Source organism: Azospirillum sp. FG154, assembly GCF_057809575.1.
The window spans coordinates 305,896-321,380 of sequence record NZ_JBMDKF010000003.1 but is presented as its reverse complement, the minus strand read 5'-3'; the positions used below and the strand labels follow the sequence as shown (position 1 = coordinate 321,380).

General features: G+C 68.3%; 18 protein-coding genes. 11 read left to right on the top strand and 7 right to left on the bottom strand.

Annotated features, from left to right (window positions below; translation table 11 throughout):
* Positions 1-23 precede the first annotated feature (23 nt).
* Both ACODS4_RS05675 and ndk read right to left on the bottom strand, forming a co-directional pair.
* Positions 24-530, bottom strand: coding sequence for a hypothetical protein (locus tag ACODS4_RS05675; RefSeq protein ID WP_488861532.1), 507 nt, complete (start codon positions 528-530; stop codon positions 24-26).
* Between the two features lie 166 nt (positions 531-696).
* Complete coding sequence (gene ndk / locus ACODS4_RS05670; RefSeq protein WP_488861530.1) at positions 697-1,119, bottom strand: nucleoside-diphosphate kinase; 423 nt, start codon at positions 1,117-1,119, stop codon at positions 697-699.
* A gap of 214 nt (positions 1,120-1,333) precedes the next feature.
* Between ndk and abc-f the strand changes: the two genes are divergently transcribed.
* The 3 genes from abc-f (at position 1,334) to ACODS4_RS05655 (ending at position 4,568) form a co-directional block, all read left to right on the top strand.
* The gene (gene abc-f / locus ACODS4_RS05665) at positions 1,334-3,235 is read left to right on the top strand and encodes a ribosomal protection-like ABC-F family protein (protein WP_488861654.1); all 1,902 of its coding nucleotides are present in this window, start codon (positions 1,334-1,336) and stop codon (positions 3,233-3,235) included.
* Positions 3,232-3,888 carry an exopolysaccharide biosynthesis protein gene (locus tag ACODS4_RS05660; protein ID WP_488861528.1) on the top strand — a complete coding sequence of 219 codons (657 nt, stop codon included), beginning with the start codon at positions 3,232-3,234 and terminating at the stop codon, positions 3,886-3,888. Before abc-f ends, ACODS4_RS05660 begins: the two co-directional genes overlap by 4 nt.
* A gap of 80 nt (positions 3,889-3,968) precedes the next feature.
* Positions 3,969-4,568, top strand: a complete 600-nt coding sequence (locus tag ACODS4_RS05655) for a class I SAM-dependent methyltransferase (protein ID WP_488861526.1) — start codon at positions 3,969-3,971, stop codon at positions 4,566-4,568.
* Between the two features lie 46 nt (positions 4,569-4,614).
* Here the strand turns inward: ACODS4_RS05655 and ACODS4_RS05650 are convergent, their stop codons facing one another.
* From ACODS4_RS05650 to ACODS4_RS05635, 4 genes are all read right to left on the bottom strand, one after another.
* Entirely contained in the window at positions 4,615-5,058 is a 444-nt protein-coding gene (locus ACODS4_RS05650) for a lysozyme inhibitor LprI family protein (protein ID WP_488861524.1), read from the bottom strand.
* 59 nt (positions 5,059-5,117) lie between these two features.
* On the bottom strand, positions 5,118-5,348 hold the full coding sequence (locus ACODS4_RS05645) for an FmdB family zinc ribbon protein (RefSeq protein WP_488861522.1): 231 nt from the start codon (positions 5,346-5,348) through the stop codon (positions 5,118-5,120).
* 122 nt (positions 5,349-5,470) lie between these two features.
* On the bottom strand, positions 5,471-5,674 hold the full coding sequence (locus tag ACODS4_RS05640) for a heavy-metal-associated domain-containing protein (protein WP_488861520.1): 204 nt from the start codon (positions 5,672-5,674) through the stop codon (positions 5,471-5,473).
* Between the two features lie 36 nt (positions 5,675-5,710).
* Positions 5,711-6,868 carry a divergent polysaccharide deacetylase family protein gene (locus tag ACODS4_RS05635; RefSeq protein ID WP_488861518.1) on the bottom strand — a complete coding sequence of 386 codons (1,158 nt, stop codon included), beginning with the start codon at positions 6,866-6,868 and terminating at the stop codon, positions 5,711-5,713.
* 93 nt (positions 6,869-6,961) lie between these two features.
* Here ACODS4_RS05635 and ACODS4_RS05630 point away from each other — a divergent pair, with 93 nt between their 5' ends.
* The 8 genes from ACODS4_RS05630 (at position 6,962) to lexA (ending at position 13,175) form a co-directional block, all read left to right on the top strand.
* Positions 6,962-7,417, top strand: coding sequence for an STY0301 family protein (locus tag ACODS4_RS05630; protein WP_488861516.1), 456 nt, complete (start codon positions 6,962-6,964; stop codon positions 7,415-7,417).
* A 269-nt stretch (positions 7,418-7,686) separates the two neighbouring features.
* A complete protein-coding gene (locus tag ACODS4_RS05625; RefSeq protein WP_488861514.1) occupies positions 7,687-8,280 on the top strand; it encodes an anthranilate synthase component II in 594 nt (197 codons plus the stop codon).
* The gene (trpD, locus tag ACODS4_RS05620; protein ID WP_488861511.1) at positions 8,277-9,329 is read left to right on the top strand and encodes an anthranilate phosphoribosyltransferase; all 1,053 of its coding nucleotides are present in this window, start codon (positions 8,277-8,279) and stop codon (positions 9,327-9,329) included. Before ACODS4_RS05625 ends, trpD begins: the two co-directional genes overlap by 4 nt.
* Positions 9,326-10,120: an indole-3-glycerol phosphate synthase TrpC gene (gene trpC / locus ACODS4_RS05615; protein WP_298379811.1), complete on the top strand. Its 795-nt coding sequence runs from the start codon at positions 9,326-9,328 to the stop codon at positions 10,118-10,120. Before trpD ends, trpC begins: the two co-directional genes overlap by 4 nt.
* Positions 10,121-10,124: 4 nt before the next feature.
* Positions 10,125-10,616: a GNAT family N-acetyltransferase gene (locus ACODS4_RS05610; RefSeq protein ID WP_488861509.1), complete on the top strand. Its 492-nt coding sequence runs from the start codon at positions 10,125-10,127 to the stop codon at positions 10,614-10,616.
* Positions 10,613-11,122, top strand: a complete 510-nt coding sequence (moaC, locus tag ACODS4_RS05605; protein ID WP_488861507.1) for a cyclic pyranopterin monophosphate synthase MoaC — start codon at positions 10,613-10,615, stop codon at positions 11,120-11,122. Before ACODS4_RS05610 ends, moaC begins: the two co-directional genes overlap by 4 nt.
* Positions 11,106-12,335, top strand: coding sequence for a molybdopterin molybdotransferase MoeA (locus ACODS4_RS05600; protein WP_488861652.1), 1,230 nt, complete (start codon positions 11,106-11,108; stop codon positions 12,333-12,335). The genes moaC and ACODS4_RS05600 overlap by 17 nt, the downstream gene beginning before the upstream one ends.
* Before the next feature lie 132 nt (positions 12,336-12,467).
* Positions 12,468-13,175 carry a transcriptional repressor LexA gene (lexA, locus tag ACODS4_RS05595; protein ID WP_488861505.1) on the top strand — a complete coding sequence of 236 codons (708 nt, stop codon included), beginning with the start codon at positions 12,468-12,470 and terminating at the stop codon, positions 13,173-13,175.
* A 4-nt stretch (positions 13,176-13,179) separates the two neighbouring features.
* Here lexA and ACODS4_RS05590 read toward each other — a convergent pair whose 3' ends face one another.
* Complete coding sequence (locus ACODS4_RS05590) at positions 13,180-15,387, bottom strand: ComEC/Rec2 family competence protein (protein WP_488861503.1); 2,208 nt, start codon at positions 15,385-15,387, stop codon at positions 13,180-13,182.
* Positions 15,388-15,485: the final 98 nt, after the last annotated feature.

The following is a 15,485-nucleotide window of genomic DNA, read 5'->3' as shown; positions in this document are numbered from 1 at the left end:
GCGTCAAGTTGATAAATGTTATCTTACATGCTGATATCAATGTCGATTTCGTCGTCGTCCTCTGGTGCCCGGCCCAACAGAAGATCGGCGGCGTCCAGCGTCAGCGCCTCGACCTCCTCGTTCCGGTCCTCGTCGGGCAGGCGCAGGGCGTGCATGAGCTGGGTCGCCAGATGAATCAGCATGGCGCGGACGCAATCATCCTCGGGAAAATCCAGCGCGACCGTGTCCTTCAAAAAGGCGCCAAGCTGCTCCGGGCTGTTCCACGGGTGGGTGACGACGTTGCTGATGCCGCTGGTTCCGAAGAACACGGAATTCAGCGCCGTGGCCTGCCGGTTGATGCCGTCGATGGCGTCATCCTCCGACAATTCCTTGCGCAGCACCTCTTGGAAGGCGGCGAGGCTGAGGTCGATGAAGCCGCGCACCAGCAGACGGACGACGCTTTCGTCGGCCAAGTCATTCTGGCCCTGGGTGAGGGCGGGCAACGGCTCCAGAAGCGCCGCGATGATGGGTTTCGAGGTTTTGCTGTCCATCGCGTCGCGACTCCTGAAAACTCCACCAGGGATGGCGGATAAGGGAATTTCCGAATACGCGACTTTGCCGATCCTGTCCACCAACGCCGTCCGCCAACGCAAAAGGCCGCCCCCTGTCGGGAGCGGCCTTCCGCGAAACGCCGGGCCGAGGCCCACGTCGTTTTTATCAGCCGACGATCTCGGAACCCGCGAAGAAATAGGCGATTTCCTGAGCGGCGGTGTCCGCAGCGTCCGAACCATGGACCGAGTTCGCTTCGATGGACTCGGCGAATTCCTTGCGGATGGTGCCCTCGGCGGCGTTGGCCGGGTTGGTGGCGCCCATGATCTCGCGGTTGCGGGCGATGGCGTTCTCGCCTTCCAGAACCTGCACGACCACCGGGCCGGAGATCATGAAGGAGACCAGATCGTTGAAGAAGCCACGCTCGCGATGGACGCCGTAGAAGGTCTCGGCCTGGGCCTGCGAGAGCTGAACGCGCTTCTGGGCGACGATGCGCAGACCGCCGTCTTCAAACTTGGCATTGATCTTGCCGGTCAGGTTGCGGCGGGTGGCGTCGGGCTTGATGATCGAGAGGGTGCGTTCAACGGCCATGGCGGTGGACTCCTACGGATGCAGAGCTTGGATGAAAAAGATTTGGGCGCCGCCGTTGTCCGGGGCGCCGATTGCGCGGCTTTATAGAGGCGACGGCGCGGCGCGGCAACCCTGTTCCGCGCGGCGAATCGCCCGGCGGCGACAATGTCAAGAAACCGCCATGCGGTTGCGCCGCTTCTCTTCACCGGGGCCGCGTGCTACATCCACCGGCGTCATGCTGCACATCAATGATCTGACCTTTCGCTTCGGCGGGCGCGTGTTGTTCGATCACGCCACGGCGGTTGTCTCCAAAGGGCACCGGGTGGCGCTGGTTGGGCGCAACGGCACCGGCAAATCCACTCTGTTGAAGCTGATTTCCGGTCAGCTCCAGACCGACGACGGCGCGGTGACGCTGCCCAGCGGCATGCGGATGGGCATGGTGGCGCAGGAGGCGCCCGCCGGGCCGATCACCCTGATCGACGCCGTGCTGGCCGCCGACAAGGAGCGCACCGCCCTGTTGGCGGAGGCCGAGACGGCGACCGACCCGATGCGCATCGGCGAGGTTCACAACCGGCTGGCCGACATCGAGGCGCATTCCGCCCCGGCCCGCGCCGCGCAGGTGCTGTCCGGTCTGGGATTCGACGCCGAGGCGCAGCAACGTCCCTGTTCGGATTTCTCCGGCGGCTGGCGGATGCGCGTGGCGCTGGCGGGCGTGCTGTTCTCCCGCCCCGACCTGCTGCTGCTGGACGAGCCGACCAACCATCTGGATTTGGAAGCGACGATCTGGCTGGAAGGCTATCTGAAAAACTACCCGCACACGATCCTGCTGGTCAGCCATGACCGCGAGTTGTTGAACGCGGTGCCGACGACGACGATCCACATCGACAATGGAAAGCTCGTCACCTACAGCGGCAATTACGATTCCTTCCTGCGCCAGCGCCGGGCCAACCAGGAACGCTTGCAGTCGATGGCGACCAAGCAGGACGCCCGGCGCAAGCACATGATGGCCTATGTCGATCGGTTCCGTTTCAAGGCCAGCAAGGCCCGTCAGGCGCAAAGCCGCCTGAAGCTGCTGGAAAAGATGGAAACCATCACGCTGATGGAGGACGACGCCGAGGTCGTCTTCAACTTCCCGGCGCCCGACGAGTTGGCCCCGCCCTTGATCGCGCTGGAAGGCGTGACCATCGGCTATGGCGACAAGGCGATCCTGCGCCGGGTCGATCTGCGCATCGACATGGAGGACCGCATCGCCCTGCTCGGCGCCAACGGCAACGGCAAATCGACTCTGGTCAAGCTGCTGGCCGGGCGCTTGCAGCCGATGGCCGGGGAAATGCGCCGCCCGTCGAAGCTGCGCATCGGTTATTTCGCTCAGCATCAATCCGAAGAGCTGGATTTGTCGTTGACCCCGATCCAACAGACCCAGCGCATCATGCCGCTGGCGTTGGAGGAAAAGGTTCGCGCCCATCTCGGCCGTTTCGGCTTCCAGCAGAGCAAGGCGGAAACCAAGATCGCCGACCTGTCGGGCGGTGAAAAGGCGCGCCTGCTGCTGGCCCTGATGAGCCGCGAAGTCCCGCACATCCTGATGCTGGACGAACCGACCAACCATCTGGACATCGACAGCCGCGAGGCGTTGATCGAGGCGATCAATGATTTCCCCGGCGCGGTCATCCTCATCAGCCACGACCCCCATTTGATCGAACTGACCGCCGACCGGCTGCTGCTGGTCGCCAACGGCACGGTTCAGCCCTATGACGGCGATTTGGAGGATTACCGGCGCTTCCTGCTCGACCGCGCCAAGGCCGAACGGGCGGTGGCGAAGGCCGCCAGCCAGGGCGACCGCGACGTCGGCCCCAACAAGAAGGACCAGCGCCGCGCCGCCGCCGAATCGCGCGCCGCGCTGGCTCCGCTGAAGCGCAAGGCGACCGACGCCGAGACTCTGGTCAACAAGCTGACCGAGGAAAAGCGCAAGATCGAAGCCAAGATGGCCGATCCGGCGCTCTACACCGGCCCGGCGGACAAGCTGACCAAGCTGCAAATCGAGCTGGGAACCGTCGACAAGAAGCTCGCCAGCGCCGAGGAAACATGGCTGGACGCGCTGGAGGCTTACGAAACGGCGGCGGCGGAGGTCGGCGCGTGACCCGCCCCGCGCCCGACGCATCAACCAATCTGACGGTTCCCGAGAACGCGGAGGAGGAACGGACCTCCGACGTTCTGGCCCATTTTCGCGCCAATCTTCCACCCAACCGCGTGTCGCTGGGCGATCTGATCCAGGCCTTGGGCGACCGTTCGCTCGGCACCATCCTGTTGGCCGTGGCCCTGCCCACCATCGCCCCGGTGCCGCTGGGCGTGTCCTGCCTGTTCGACCTGCCGATCCTGCTCTACACCGCGCAGCTCGCCTTTGGGACGCGCGGCGCGCGTCTGCCCGATTGGCTGCTGCGCCGCTCGGTCAGCCGTTCGATGGCCGCCAAGACGCTCGACGTCGCCATGCCGCGCCTGATCGGCATCGAGAAGATGCTGAAACCCCGTCACCATCGGTTGGCCTCCATCGACCGGGAACGCTGGTTCGGGCTGCTGCTGTTCATCCTGACTCTCACCTGCATCGTCCCGCTTCCGTTGACCGGCTGGCTGCCCGGCTTCGCGCTGGTGTTGATCGCGCTGGGGCTGATCGAGCGCGATGGCGCGGCGATTGGCGTTGGTTTGGGCCTGACCGTGGCGGCGTTGGTGTTTTTCGCCCTGGTGGCGAGCGGGCTGTCATACGCAGGTCATCAACTTCTGGCAGCTACTGGGTAAGGGCGCGCCGCCGGTTATCCGCGATTGGGCGGGGGCGGACCGCGCCCCCGCGACCCAACCGCCGGAACGGAGCACCCGCCTTGACCGTCTCGTCTTCCTCCGCCCGCCCCGCCGGGGATTCCCCCGCCGCCGCCTGGCTGTTCTTCAAGCGCTGGCTGGCCGACCCCTGGGCGATGGGGTCGATCGCCCCGTCTTCGGCGTCGCTGCGCCGGGTCATCGGCAAAAACATCGTCCGCACCCCCGACCAACTGGTCGTCGAGTTCGGCGGCGGCACCGGCGCCGTCACCCGCGCCATTCTGGAAGCGGGCGTGCCCGCCGACAAGCTGGTCAGCTTTGAGATCGACGGCGAACTCGCCGGGTATCTGGGCGAACGCTACCCCGACATCACGGTCTATAAAGAGGATTGCCGCAAAGCGGCGGCGCTGCTGGGGGCCGAACAGACCGGCAAGGTCGGCGCCGTGGTCATCGGCATTCCGATGATAACCTTCCCGCTGGATTTCCAACGCGAGGTGATCGAGGCCACCTTCAGCATCCTGCAACCGGGCGGCCGTTTCCTGCTCTACACCTTCATGCCGCATTCGCCGCTGAACCGCGCGGCGCTGGGTCTGCAAGGCAAGCGTCTGGGCTTCACCCCGATGAACCTGCCGCCCGCCTCCGTCTGGGGCTATTGGCGCGGCTGATCCGGGAGATGGGCTGGCGAAACGCCTTCGCCAGCCCGCTCTTCCATCAGGGCTTGATCGCCTCGTCCAGCGCCTTGGCCTGATCGGTGGTGACGCGGGTCAGACAGTTCAGGATGACCAGCCCGCTCATGCTGCCGCCCCGGTAATTGCCGTCGCCTTCCCACTCGCACATCGCGTCACGGTATTTCAGCCACGCCCGTTGCGCGTCCAGAAGCAGCGCGCGCGCCTTGTCGTCCGGCGCCTCCTTGCGCGCCGCCTGATAGGCGGCGTTGAGCGCCTTGTCGGCGGCGCGAAATTCGGCGGCGGCGCAGATCTTCAGGCCGATCATGTCGGCGTTCGCGCAATCCTTCGGGCGCGGCTCCACCGGCTGGGCCAGAACCCGTTGGGCCAGCCCCGGCGGATCGGCGGCCAGCGCCGAACCGGCGAAACCGCTCGCCAACGCGACCAACACGCCGCACAGGACGCGGCGCGCGCCCTTCCCCGCCATCATGCGATGCCCCTTCCCAGACCATGTGAACCGGGAAAGGGTAGCACGCCCATCCCGCTTTTTCAGCGCTTTGGCCGTTCGGAGCGGCTGTAATTGCTGAAATGCCCCTCGCGCGCCGCCATCTGGCGGGCGCCCTGGACCAGCGACGCGGATTTGCCCGCCGCGACCGTGCCCGACATCTGCCGGGTCAAGGCGCCCGAGCCGCAGAACGGGCAAACCGGCGTGTCCGATCCCCGGACCAGAGTTTCAAACGATTGTTGGCAAGCGTCGCAACGGTAGGAATAGAGCGGCATGGCGAAGGACTCCTGAACGGGCGCGGCGTGAACCGGACCCGTCGAGGATGACCTTATATCCGTAAAAATAAAATGGTTTTGTTGCGGCGCAGCGTCGGCTTGCGGACGACCGACGCCGACGCTCAGGCCGCGCCGCCGAAATCGAAGCCCGCCGCCTCGACCGCCTGACGGACCGTGTCCGCCGGAACGTCGCCATCCACCATCACCCGGCCCGCCGCCAGATCGACGGTGACGGCGGCGTTCGGGGCCGCCTTGACGATGGCGTTCGACACCGAACGGGCGCAGCCGCCGCAGGTCATCCCATCCACCTTGTATGAATCCGCCATGCCCTGCTCTCCTGTTGAGGCTCCGAACGACCGCCGTCATCCGCCCGCGTGATGGGCGCGAACCACGGCGCTGACCGGAACCAGAATGAAGCCACGCTTTTGCACGTCCGGCAGCCAAGACGCCAGCGCCTCAAATGTCGCATCATGGGGATGACCGATGGCGATGGCGTAGCCTTGCTTTTTGGCGACCTGCTCCAGCTTGGACAATTGCGCCCGAATCGCGCCGACCGCCGGAAAATTGTCGAGGAAGACGTCGCGCCCGGCGAAGGGCATCTTCAGCTCCTCCGCAATGCCAATCCCAGCGCTGTGCGGCGTCGTCTTGCTGTCCAGCCACAGCAGGCCGCGCCGCTGCAACTCGGCCAGCACCGGGGCCAGCGCCGTCCGGTCGGCGGTGAAGCGGCTGCCCATGTGGTTGTTGACCCCGACATAACCGTCGAAGCTGTCCAGGGCGGCGCGGAAACGCCGCATGATTTCGCCCTTGTCGAGCCGGACCAGCAGCGCGTCGGGGCCGGGGTCGGCGTCCACGCTCGGCTCCATCGGCATGTGGAGCATCAGCTCATGCCCGTTGGCGCGGGCGGCGTGGGTCTGGCCGGACAGATCGCGGGCGTAGGGCAGCCAGGACAGGGTGAGCGGCCCCGGCAAGCCCGCCATTTTGGTCGAGCGTTTGCGGTCCAGCCCCATGTCGTCGATGACCACGGCGATCACCGGCTTGCCCGGCGGCGTCGCCTTGGTCGGCAGCGCGTTGCGGCGCCACAGCGCGGCGTTGCCCGCCGGGGGCTGCACCGGCGGCAGCGGCGCGACGACGCCGGGCGGCATCGGCGGCGGCAACAGGGCGACGGCGCCCTTGCCCGGTTCCTCCATCGCCTCCGTCGCCATGCCGGGTTCCGGTTCGGTGGTGGGGTATGGCCGATCCTCGGGCGGCGCGGCGGCGACCGGGGCCGGAACCGGCGGCTTGACGGATGGCGCGACCGGCGAACCCACGGCGGCGGTCGTCGGCTTGGCGGTTGGAACCGGCTTTGGCTCCGGCTGGCCCATCAGCCAGGACACGCCAAGGCCGATGGAAAACACCACCGCGACGGCGGCCAACGCCAACAGGACTGGATTGGCGGTGGACAACGACCATCCGGTCTTGGCAGTTTTTCCGGTCTTCGCAGTTTTGTGCGGCGCCTTGCGGGCCATGAGGGCGGTGTCCATCGCTGGTCGAAATGTCGCGGCAGAGTGGCGCCCGGTCGGCTTCGCCGCAATCGCCCATTCGCCGGAAACCCACGCTCACCGGAGTCCATCGGAATGCGCCTGCTTTTTGTCACCGCCGCGCTGCTCCTCGCCCTTGCCAGCCAGAGCGCGACGGCGGCCACGGAAATCCACTGCCCGCCCAGCCTGCTGGTCCAGTCGCAGCCCGACGCGCCGACGGGCTGGTCGCCCTACCCCGGCAAGGACAGCCATGTCCTGAGCGGAATCACCCTGACCGAAGGCGACCGGGCGACCCAGATGGCCGCCGCCGCGCCCGCCACCCTCGCCCCGGATCGCGAGGTGCGGCGGGGCCGCGCGCTGATTCATGTCTGGGAGTTTTCCGGGCCGCGCCGCGAGAACGTCTTCCTGCTCTGCCGCTACCGGAACACCCAGGCGACTCTGGCCGTCGATCTGCCGCGCAGCGTGCGCCGCTGCACCGTGACCCTGGAGTTGGACGCGCGCGGCGAACGGGTGGAAGAACCGAAAGCGCCGCTGCAAACCGACTGCCGCTGATTGAAGAGGCATTTTTCAACACGGATCATATCGGATTATCCGTCATCCCCGCGAAGGCGGGGATCCAGGCTTTCCCGTCAGATTCGCTCTGCGAACTCTGGATCCCCGCCTGCGCGGGGATGACGAATTTCCCAATGAAGAAATTTCGAGCCTTCAGCCGAGATTGCCCTGTCACAGCGCCCGCCAAGGCTGGAAATCCGTTTGTTCAGCCGTTAGGGTGGCGCAAGGTTGGAACGGGGCCGGAACGGCGAAGGCATAAGGCGACGCGCATGCTGCTGCTCATCGACAATTACGACAGCTTTACCTACAACCTCGTCCATTATCTGGGCGAGTTGGGCGCCGACGTGCAGGTTCGCCGCAACGACGCGCTGAGCGTGGACGAGGCGCTGGCCCTGCGCCCGTCCGGCATCGTGCTGTCGCCCGGCCCCTGCGACCCCGATCAGGCCGGCATCTGCCTGCCCTTGATCGACGCGGCGGCCAAGGCGCGCGTTCCGCTGATGGGCGTGTGTCTGGGCCATCAATCCATCGGGCAGGCCTTTGGCGGGCGGGTGATCCGCGCGCCGACGCCGATGCACGGCAAGGTGGACAACATCATCCATGAGGGGCGCGGCGTTCTGGCCGGTCTGCCCAGCCCGTTCCGCGCCACCCGGTATCACTCGTTGATCGTCGAGCGGTCGAGCCTGCCCGACTGCCTGGAGGTGACGGGGGAGACGGCGGACGGACTCATCATGGCGCTGGCCCACCGCGACTTGCCGATCCATGGCGTGCAATTCCACCCGGAAAGCATCGAGAGCGAACACGGTCACAGAATCCTCGGCAACTTCCTGGATCTGACCCGCCCCCGTCTGGAGAACGCGGCATGAGCGCGCCCGGCCACGGCGGCGACATCGCCGACATGAAATCCATTCTGGCCCGCGTCGCGTCGGGCGCGACGCTGACCGAGGAGCAGGCGGGGCTGGCCTTCGACATCATCATGTCGGGCAACGCCACGCCGTCGCAGATGGGCGGTTTTCTGATGGCGCTGCGCGTGCGCGGCGAAACGGTGGACGAGATCACCGGCGCCGCCCGCGTCATGCGCGGCAAGGCCATCGCGGTGGACGCGCCGCCCGGCGCCATCGACACCTGCGGCACCGGCGGCGACGGGGCCAGCACCTACAACATCTCCACCGCCGCCGCCATCGTGGTGTCCGCCTGCGGGATTCCAGTGGCCAAGCACGGCAACCGCGCCATCTCCTCCAAATCCGGCGCGGCGGACGTGCTGAGCGCGCTGGGCGTCAATCTGGATTGCGACCTGTCGCTGGTCCGCAAGGCGCTGTGGGAGGCGGGGATCGCCTTTCTGATGGCCCCGCGCCACCATCTGGCGATGCGCAACGTCGGGCCGACGCGGGTCGAGCTTGGCACCCGCACCATCTTCAACCTGATGGGTCCGCTGTCCAATCCGGCGACCGCCAAACGCCAGTTGCTGGGCGTCTTCGCCAAGCAATGGGTGGAGCCGCTGGCCCAGGTGCTCAAGCGTCTGGGGTCGGACGCCGCTTGGGTCGTCCATGGCTCCGACGGGTTGGACGAGATCACCACCACCGGCCCCAGCACGGTCGCCCAATTGAAGGACGGAATCGTCACCGTGTTCGAGGTCGCGCCGGAGGACGCCGGGCTTCCCCGCGCCAACCTGGACGATCTGCGCGGCGGCGACGCCCAGACCAACGCGGCGGCGATCCACGCGCTGTTCGACGGCGTGCGCAGCCCCTACCGCGACATCGTTCTGTTGAACGCCGCCGCCTCCCTGCTGGTGGCGGGCAAGGCGGCGACGCTCAAGGACGGCGTGGCGCTGGCCGCCGAGGCCATCGACAGCGGCGGCGCGCGCGACCGGCTGCGCCGCCTGATCGCCATCACCAACGAGGCTGTTTCGGCATGAGCGACGTTCTCGACCGCATCAACGCGGACAAGCGCGCCCTGGTCGCCGCCCGCAAGGCCGCCCGCCCGCTGGCGCAGGTGGAAGAGGCGGCGCGCGCCGCCGACCCGACGCGCGGCTTCATCAACGCCCTGCGGCGGACGGTGGCGAGCGGGCGTTACGGCCTGATCGCCGAAATCAAGAAGGCCAGCCCGTCCAAGGGCTTGATCCGCGCCGACTTCGATCCGCCCGCGCTGGCGCAAGCCTACCGCGACGGCGGGGCGACCTGCCTGTCGGTGCTGACCGACGAACCTTACTTCCAGGGCAAGGACGCGTATCTCGTCGCCGCCCGCGCCGCCGTCGATCTGCCGGTGCTGCGCAAGGATTTCATGGTCGATCCCTATCAGATCGTCGAGGCCCGCGCGCTGGGGGCCGACGCCATCCTCATCATCATGGCCTCCCTGTCCGACGCGCAGGCCGCCGAGATTGAAGACGCCGCCATCGGCCAAGGGCTGGATGTGCTGGTCGAGGTTCACAACCGCGCGGAGCTGGACCGGGCGCTGGCGTTGAAAACCCCGCTGTTGGGCGTCAACAACCGGAATCTGAAGACGCTGGCGGTGGACATCGCGACGACGGAGGAACTGGCCGCCCATGTTCCCGCCGACCGGATGCTGGTGGCCGAAAGCGGCCTTTACAGCCCGGCGGATCTGGCGCGGATGGCGGCGGTCGGCGCGCGCTGCTTCCTGGTCGGCGAATCGCTGATGCGGCAGGCCGACGTCGCCGCCGCGACCCGCGCCCTGCTGGCCCAGGAGTAAGCCGATGCCGGACCGCGCCGCCGCCCTCCCTGCCGCCCTCCCCGCTCTCGTCATCGAACGGGAAAGCCCCCGACAGCCGGAGGCGGCGGCCCTGGTCGCGGCGTTGGACGCCTATCTCAAGGAACGTTACGCCGACGACGCCTGTCATCTGCTCGACCTTGAGGCGCTGGCGGCGGACGACGTGCGCTTTTTCCTGGCCCGCCGGGACGGGGCGGCGGTCGGCTGCGCCGCCCTGCGCGTCGATCCGTCGGGCTATGGCGAGGTCAAGCGCATGTTCGTGTCGCCGCAGGCGCGCGGCGGGCGGATCGGCGAATCTTTGCTCGACCGGCTGACCGAACAGGCCCGCGTCGAGGGGTTGAGCGCGCTTCTTCTGGAAACCGGAATCCACCAGCCCGAAGCCGTGGCGCTCTACCGCAAGGCCGGTTTCGTCACGCGCGGCCCCTACGCCAATTACCCCGACCTCCCCGAAAGCCTGTTCATGGAGCGCCCACTGTGAGCGGTTTTACCCATTTTGACGCCGAGGGGCGGGCCGTGATGGTCGACGTCTCCGACAAGGCGGACACCGAACGGACGGCGACCGCCGCCGCTGTCGTGCGGATGCGGCCGGAGACGCTGCGGCTGATACTGGACGGCGGCGTCAAGAAGGGCGACGTCCTGTCGGTCGCCCGGCTGGCGGGCATCATGGGGGCCAAGCGCACGCCGGACCTGATCCCGCTGTGCCACCCGCTGGCGCTGACCTCCGTCAAGGTCGATCTGCGTTGCGACCCCGACCGCGACGCCGTGGACGTCACCGCGACGTGCAAGCTGAAGGGACAGACCGGCGTGGAGATGGAGGCGTTGACCGCCGTCACCATCGCCGCCCTGACCGTCTATGACATGTGCAAGGCGGTGGATCGCGGCATGACGATCACCGACGTCCGTCTGCTGCACAAGGCGGGCGGCAAGAGCGGCGTCTGGGGCGCCCACGATGATTCCCTCGGTCGCGATGCTGTCGGTCGCTGAGGCGCGCGCCCGCATCCTGTCCGCCTTTTCCGCCCTTCCGGCGGAAACCGTCGCCTTGCCCGACGCGCTGGGCCGCGTGCTGGCCGAACCCGTGCTCGCCCGGCTGACCCAACCGCCCTTCGACGCCGCCGCGATGGATGGCTGGGCGGTGCGCGCCGCCGACGTCGCCAAGGCCGATCCCAACCGCCCCGTGCCCTTGCGCCGCATCGGCGAATCCGCCGCCGGTCACGCCTTTTCCGGCATTGTCCGCGCGGGCGAGGCGGTGCGCATCTTCACCGGCGCGCCGCTGCCCGGCGGGGCTGACGCCGTGGTGATGCAGGAGGATTGCGAGGCCGACGAAACCACCGTCCGGGTTGGCCGCGCCGTCGCCATTGGGCGCCACATCCGCCCGGCTGGATTCGATTTCGCCGAAGCACAGGAGTTGCTGCCCGCCGGGCGGCGGTTGACCGCGCGCGACGTCGCGCTCGCCGCCGGGGCGAACGCGCCCTGGCTCAGCGTGCGGCGGCGTCCGCGCGTCGCCGTGCTGGCGACCGGCGACGAAATCGCCCTGCCCGGCGATCCGCTGGGGCCAAGCCAGATCGTCAGCACCAACGCGCTGGGCCTCTGCGCCCTGGTCGCCACGCAGGGCGGAATCGCCCACAATCTGGGCATCGCCCGCGACACCGCCGACAGCGTCGCCGCCATGGCCGCCGGGGCGGCCGGCTGCGATCTGCTGGTGACGACCGGCGGCGCGGCGCAGGGCGATTACGACCTTGTGCGCGACGTGCTGACCGACAAGGGCGTGGCGCTGGACGTCCACGCCATCGCCATGCGGCCCGGCAAGGCGCTGATGTTCGGGCGGGCCGGATCCGTGCCGCTGCTGGGCCTGCCCGGCAACCCGGTCTCCACCGGCGTGACCGCCGTGCTGTTCCTGCGGCCCATTCTGCGGGTTCTGCAAGGGCTGCCGCCCGACGAGACGCCGGGGCCGCAGCGCGCCCGCCTCGCCACGCCGTTGAAGGCCAACGACCGGCGCGAGGATTATCTGCGCGCCGCCCTGTCCACCGACGCCGACGGCGCGCTGGTCGCCACGCCCTTTTCCCGGCAGGACAGCGCCATCACCTCGCTCTACGCCCAGGCCGATTGCCTGATCGTCCGCCCGGCCCACGCTCCGGCGGCGGCGGCGGGCGACATGGTGGGGATCGTTCCGCTGTCGGGCGGCGCGCTCAACCTCTAGCCGGTGAAACACCCCCAACGTTCGGTTATGCGGCGTTCAGACCTCTTGACGTTCTGCGGGAACCAAACTAGAACAGAAGCTAACGTTTTGCTTTTGTTCTATCAATGGTTTGGCGACCGCCGGGAGGCACCAATGCTCACGCGCAAGCAGCATGAATTGCTGCTGTTCATCCACGAGCGTCTCGGCCAGGGCGGGGTGTCTCCCTCGTTCGATGAAATGAAGGACGCGCTTGGGTTGAAGTCGAAATCAGGCATCCACCGCCTGATTACCGGGCTGGAGGAGCGCGGCTTCATCCGCCGCCTGCCCCACCGCGCCCGCGCGCTGGAAGTTCTGCGGATGCCCGAGGGGGCGGAGGCCGCGCGCGCCAAACAGGCGGCCCGCGCCAAGTTCCAGCCCAACGTCATCAAGGCCGATTTCGCCTTCACCGGGCGCGAGATCGCGTCAGCCCCGGCGGCGGAAACCGTTCAGTTGCCGCTCTATGGCCGGATCGCCGCCGGAACGCCGATCGAGGCGTTGCGCGACCAGTCCGCCTTCGTCGACATCCCGGCGACCATGCTCAGCCCCGGCGATCACTACGCGCTGGAAGTCTCCGGCGATTCGATGGTCGAGGCGGGCATTCTCGACCATGACACCGTGGTCATCCAACGCTGCGACACGGCGGAAAACGGCTCCATCATCGTCGCGCTCGTCGATGACGAGGAGGTGACGTTGAAGCGCCTGCGCCGCAAGGGCAACACCATCGCCCTGGAACCCGCCAACGCCGCCTACGAAACCCGCATCTTCGGCGCGGATCGCGTGCGGGTGCAGGGCAAGCTGGTCGGTCTGGTCCGCAAATACTGAACGGTCAGTCGCGCGGCGCCCCTGACGGCAAAGCTGGACGGGGAGGAACGCTTCCCGTCCAGGGACGATCCCCGCGCCGGTCGCGCACGCTGTCCACCCGAACGCCGTCCGCCTCCAGATAGAGCGCGTGCGCCCCCTCCTGCCGCAGGCGCCAACGGTCGATGACCAAGGGCGCCCGGCAACCGCGCGCCGACACCGGGCCAATCAGCGCGTCAACCGTTCCGCAATCCTCGTCCAGCGCGTCGGGCAGGCGGATGAAGGAGACGCTGCGGCCATGCGCGCGGTAGAGGCAGCCCAGCGCGTCGCAGCTCAGCCGGTCGTCCACCCCGCGCCCGCTGAGCGGCCAGGGCGGCGCCGCTTGCGGCTCGCCATCGCGCTGCAACCAGCTTTCGCCCGTGCGCCCCTCCGCCTTCGCCGACAGGCTGAGACGGCCCGACGCCGCGCGCACGCCCATCAGCTTGCCGTCGCCCGACACCAGAATGTCGGGGCGTTGGACCAAGGCCGGTGTCGCCAAGCCGCCGATCACGGCGACCACCCCCAGCCAGCGCCAGGGCCGCGTCCAGGCGCACAGCCAAATCCCCCCCAACACCACCGCCACGAAGCCGCCCGCCGACATCGCCGGAACGGTGATGGACGACCAGGGCAAGCCCGCGAAAAACACGGCGGTCGCGATCACCGCGCGGTCGCCCCAATTCATCGCGATCAAGGCCGGGGCCTCCAATCCAAAAGGAAGCAGGGCGTAGGCGACGAGGCTCCACGGCATCACCCAGAAGGAGGTGATGGGAATGGCGATCATGTTGGACAACACGCCGTAAAAGGCGATCTGCTGAAAATGGAACAGCGAAAAGGGCAAGGTCGCCAGCGTGGCGATGACGCTGGTCAGCACGATGCCCCCGACATAGAGGACCGACTTGCCGAACCAGCCGAAACCGCGCCGCCACGCCGCCAGCGGCGCGCTGATTCGCTCGAACGCCGCGATCAGCCCGACGACCGCCGCGAAGGACATCTGAAAGCTGGGGCCGAGCATCCCTTCGGGATCCATCGCCGTGGTGGCGATCCCGGCGAAGGCGACCAGACGCATGCTCAGCGGGTCGCGGTCCAGCATCACCGCGCCCATAATCATGCCGGTCATCAGAACCGACCGCACCGTCGGCAGCGGCGCGCCGACCAACAGGGTGTAGGCCAAGGCCGACAGGATGCCGAACAGCGCGGCGATCTTCTTGATCGGCCAGCGCAGCGCGATCCAGGGCGACAGCGCCAGCAGGGCGCGCACCACGTAAAAAAGAATCCCCGCCGCGATGCCGACATGCAGGCCGGAAATCGACAGCAGATGCGCCAGACCGCTGAAGCGGAAGGCGTCCATCGTCGCGTCGGGAATGGCGAACTCCTCGCCGTTCAGCAGGGCGGCGGTGACGCTGGCCTCGACCGGATCGGCGATGGTCGCCGCCACCCGCGCCGCGATGTGGCCGCGCGCCCGCTCGAACCAGATCGCCACCCGCGACCAGCCGGTGACGGGCGGCGCGTCGAGGATCTCCGGCGCGCCCACCGAAAAGCCGGTGGCCCCCAGCCCCATGAAATAGGCCCGGCGCTGGAAATCGAAGGCTCCCGGCTCGGCGGGCGGCGGCGGCGGCGACAGGGTGGCGCGCAGCCGGACCAGCGCGCCGGGCGCGGGCGGTGGGTGCTTGTCGGAAATGCGGATGCGGACGGCCTTCGGCGTCTCCTCCGGCCTCAACTTGCTGACCACCGGATCGCGCAAGGTCAGGCGCAAGGCGCCGGGGCGCCGCTCCACCGCCATCACCCGGCCCGTGACCACCGCCGATCCCAACTCCCGCGTCAGGATCGGCGCGGCGACCAGCGCCGCCTCGCCCTGCGCCACCAGGAAACCGGCGGCGACGACCAACAGCCCCAGCCCGACCACCAACCCCGCCAACCAGCGGCGCAAGCCCAGCATCGCAAACGCCGCCGCGCCGACCGCCGCCAGCCCCACCCACCAAGGCGGCTCAAACCGCAGCGCGAAATACAGCGCCGCGCCGCCGCCAAAGCCGACGGGGATCCACAAGACCCAGCGTTCCCGCTCCGCCGCCAATTCGCCGACCAGCCACGCCCAGCCCCACAGGACGGGCGACAGCCAGCGCCGCCAGCCCGACGGCCCCAGGGCCGCCGCCGAAGCCTCCTCCCACGCCTCATCCAACGCGCCGTGGCGCTCCGTCATCGCCGCCGCAATCCTTTTGACGCCCATGCGCGCATGGCATTGCCCCGGAACCGGGTGGCTGTGTTACACAACGCGGACGCGCCCCGCGCGCTTCCCGT

What these genes read in the sequence shown, in the direction of transcription:
- lexA (WP_488861505.1), top strand. Translation starts at nt 12,468, where the DNA reads ATGCTCACGCGCAAGCAGCATGAATTGCTGCTGTTCATCCACGAGCGT.
- ACODS4_RS05590 (WP_488861503.1), bottom strand. Translation starts at nt 15,387, where the DNA reads ATGACGGAGCGCCACGGCGCGTTGGATGAGGCGTGGGAGGAGGCTTCG.
- trpC (WP_298379811.1), top strand. Translation starts at nt 9,326, where the DNA reads ATGAGCGACGTTCTCGACCGCATCAACGCGGACAAGCGCGCCCTGGTC.
- ACODS4_RS05645 (WP_488861522.1), bottom strand. Translation starts at nt 5,348, where the DNA reads ATGCCGCTCTATTCCTACCGTTGCGACGCTTGCCAACAATCGTTTGAA.
- ACODS4_RS05610 (WP_488861509.1), top strand. Translation starts at nt 10,125, where the DNA reads ATGCCGGACCGCGCCGCCGCCCTCCCTGCCGCCCTCCCCGCTCTCGTC.
- ndk (WP_488861530.1), bottom strand. Translation starts at nt 1,119, where the DNA reads ATGGCCGTTGAACGCACCCTCTCGATCATCAAGCCCGACGCCACCCGC.
- ACODS4_RS05635 (WP_488861518.1), bottom strand. Translation starts at nt 6,868, where the DNA reads ATGGACACCGCCCTCATGGCCCGCAAGGCGCCGCACAAAACTGCGAAG.
- ACODS4_RS05630 (WP_488861516.1), top strand. Translation starts at nt 6,962, where the DNA reads ATGCGCCTGCTTTTTGTCACCGCCGCGCTGCTCCTCGCCCTTGCCAGC.
- trpD (WP_488861511.1), top strand. Translation starts at nt 8,277, where the DNA reads ATGAGCGCGCCCGGCCACGGCGGCGACATCGCCGACATGAAATCCATT.
- ACODS4_RS05640 (WP_488861520.1), bottom strand. Translation starts at nt 5,674, where the DNA reads ATGGCGGATTCATACAAGGTGGATGGGATGACCTGCGGCGGCTGCGCC.
- ACODS4_RS05600 (WP_488861652.1), top strand. Translation starts at nt 11,106, where the DNA reads ATGCTGTCGGTCGCTGAGGCGCGCGCCCGCATCCTGTCCGCCTTTTCC.
- ACODS4_RS05650 (WP_488861524.1), bottom strand. Translation starts at nt 5,058, where the DNA reads ATGATGGCGGGGAAGGGCGCGCGCCGCGTCCTGTGCGGCGTGTTGGTC.
- ACODS4_RS05675 (WP_488861532.1), bottom strand. Translation starts at nt 530, where the DNA reads ATGGACAGCAAAACCTCGAAACCCATCATCGCGGCGCTTCTGGAGCCG.
- ACODS4_RS05625 (WP_488861514.1), top strand. Translation starts at nt 7,687, where the DNA reads ATGCTGCTGCTCATCGACAATTACGACAGCTTTACCTACAACCTCGTC.
- abc-f (WP_488861654.1), top strand. Translation starts at nt 1,334, where the DNA reads ATGCTGCACATCAATGATCTGACCTTTCGCTTCGGCGGGCGCGTGTTG.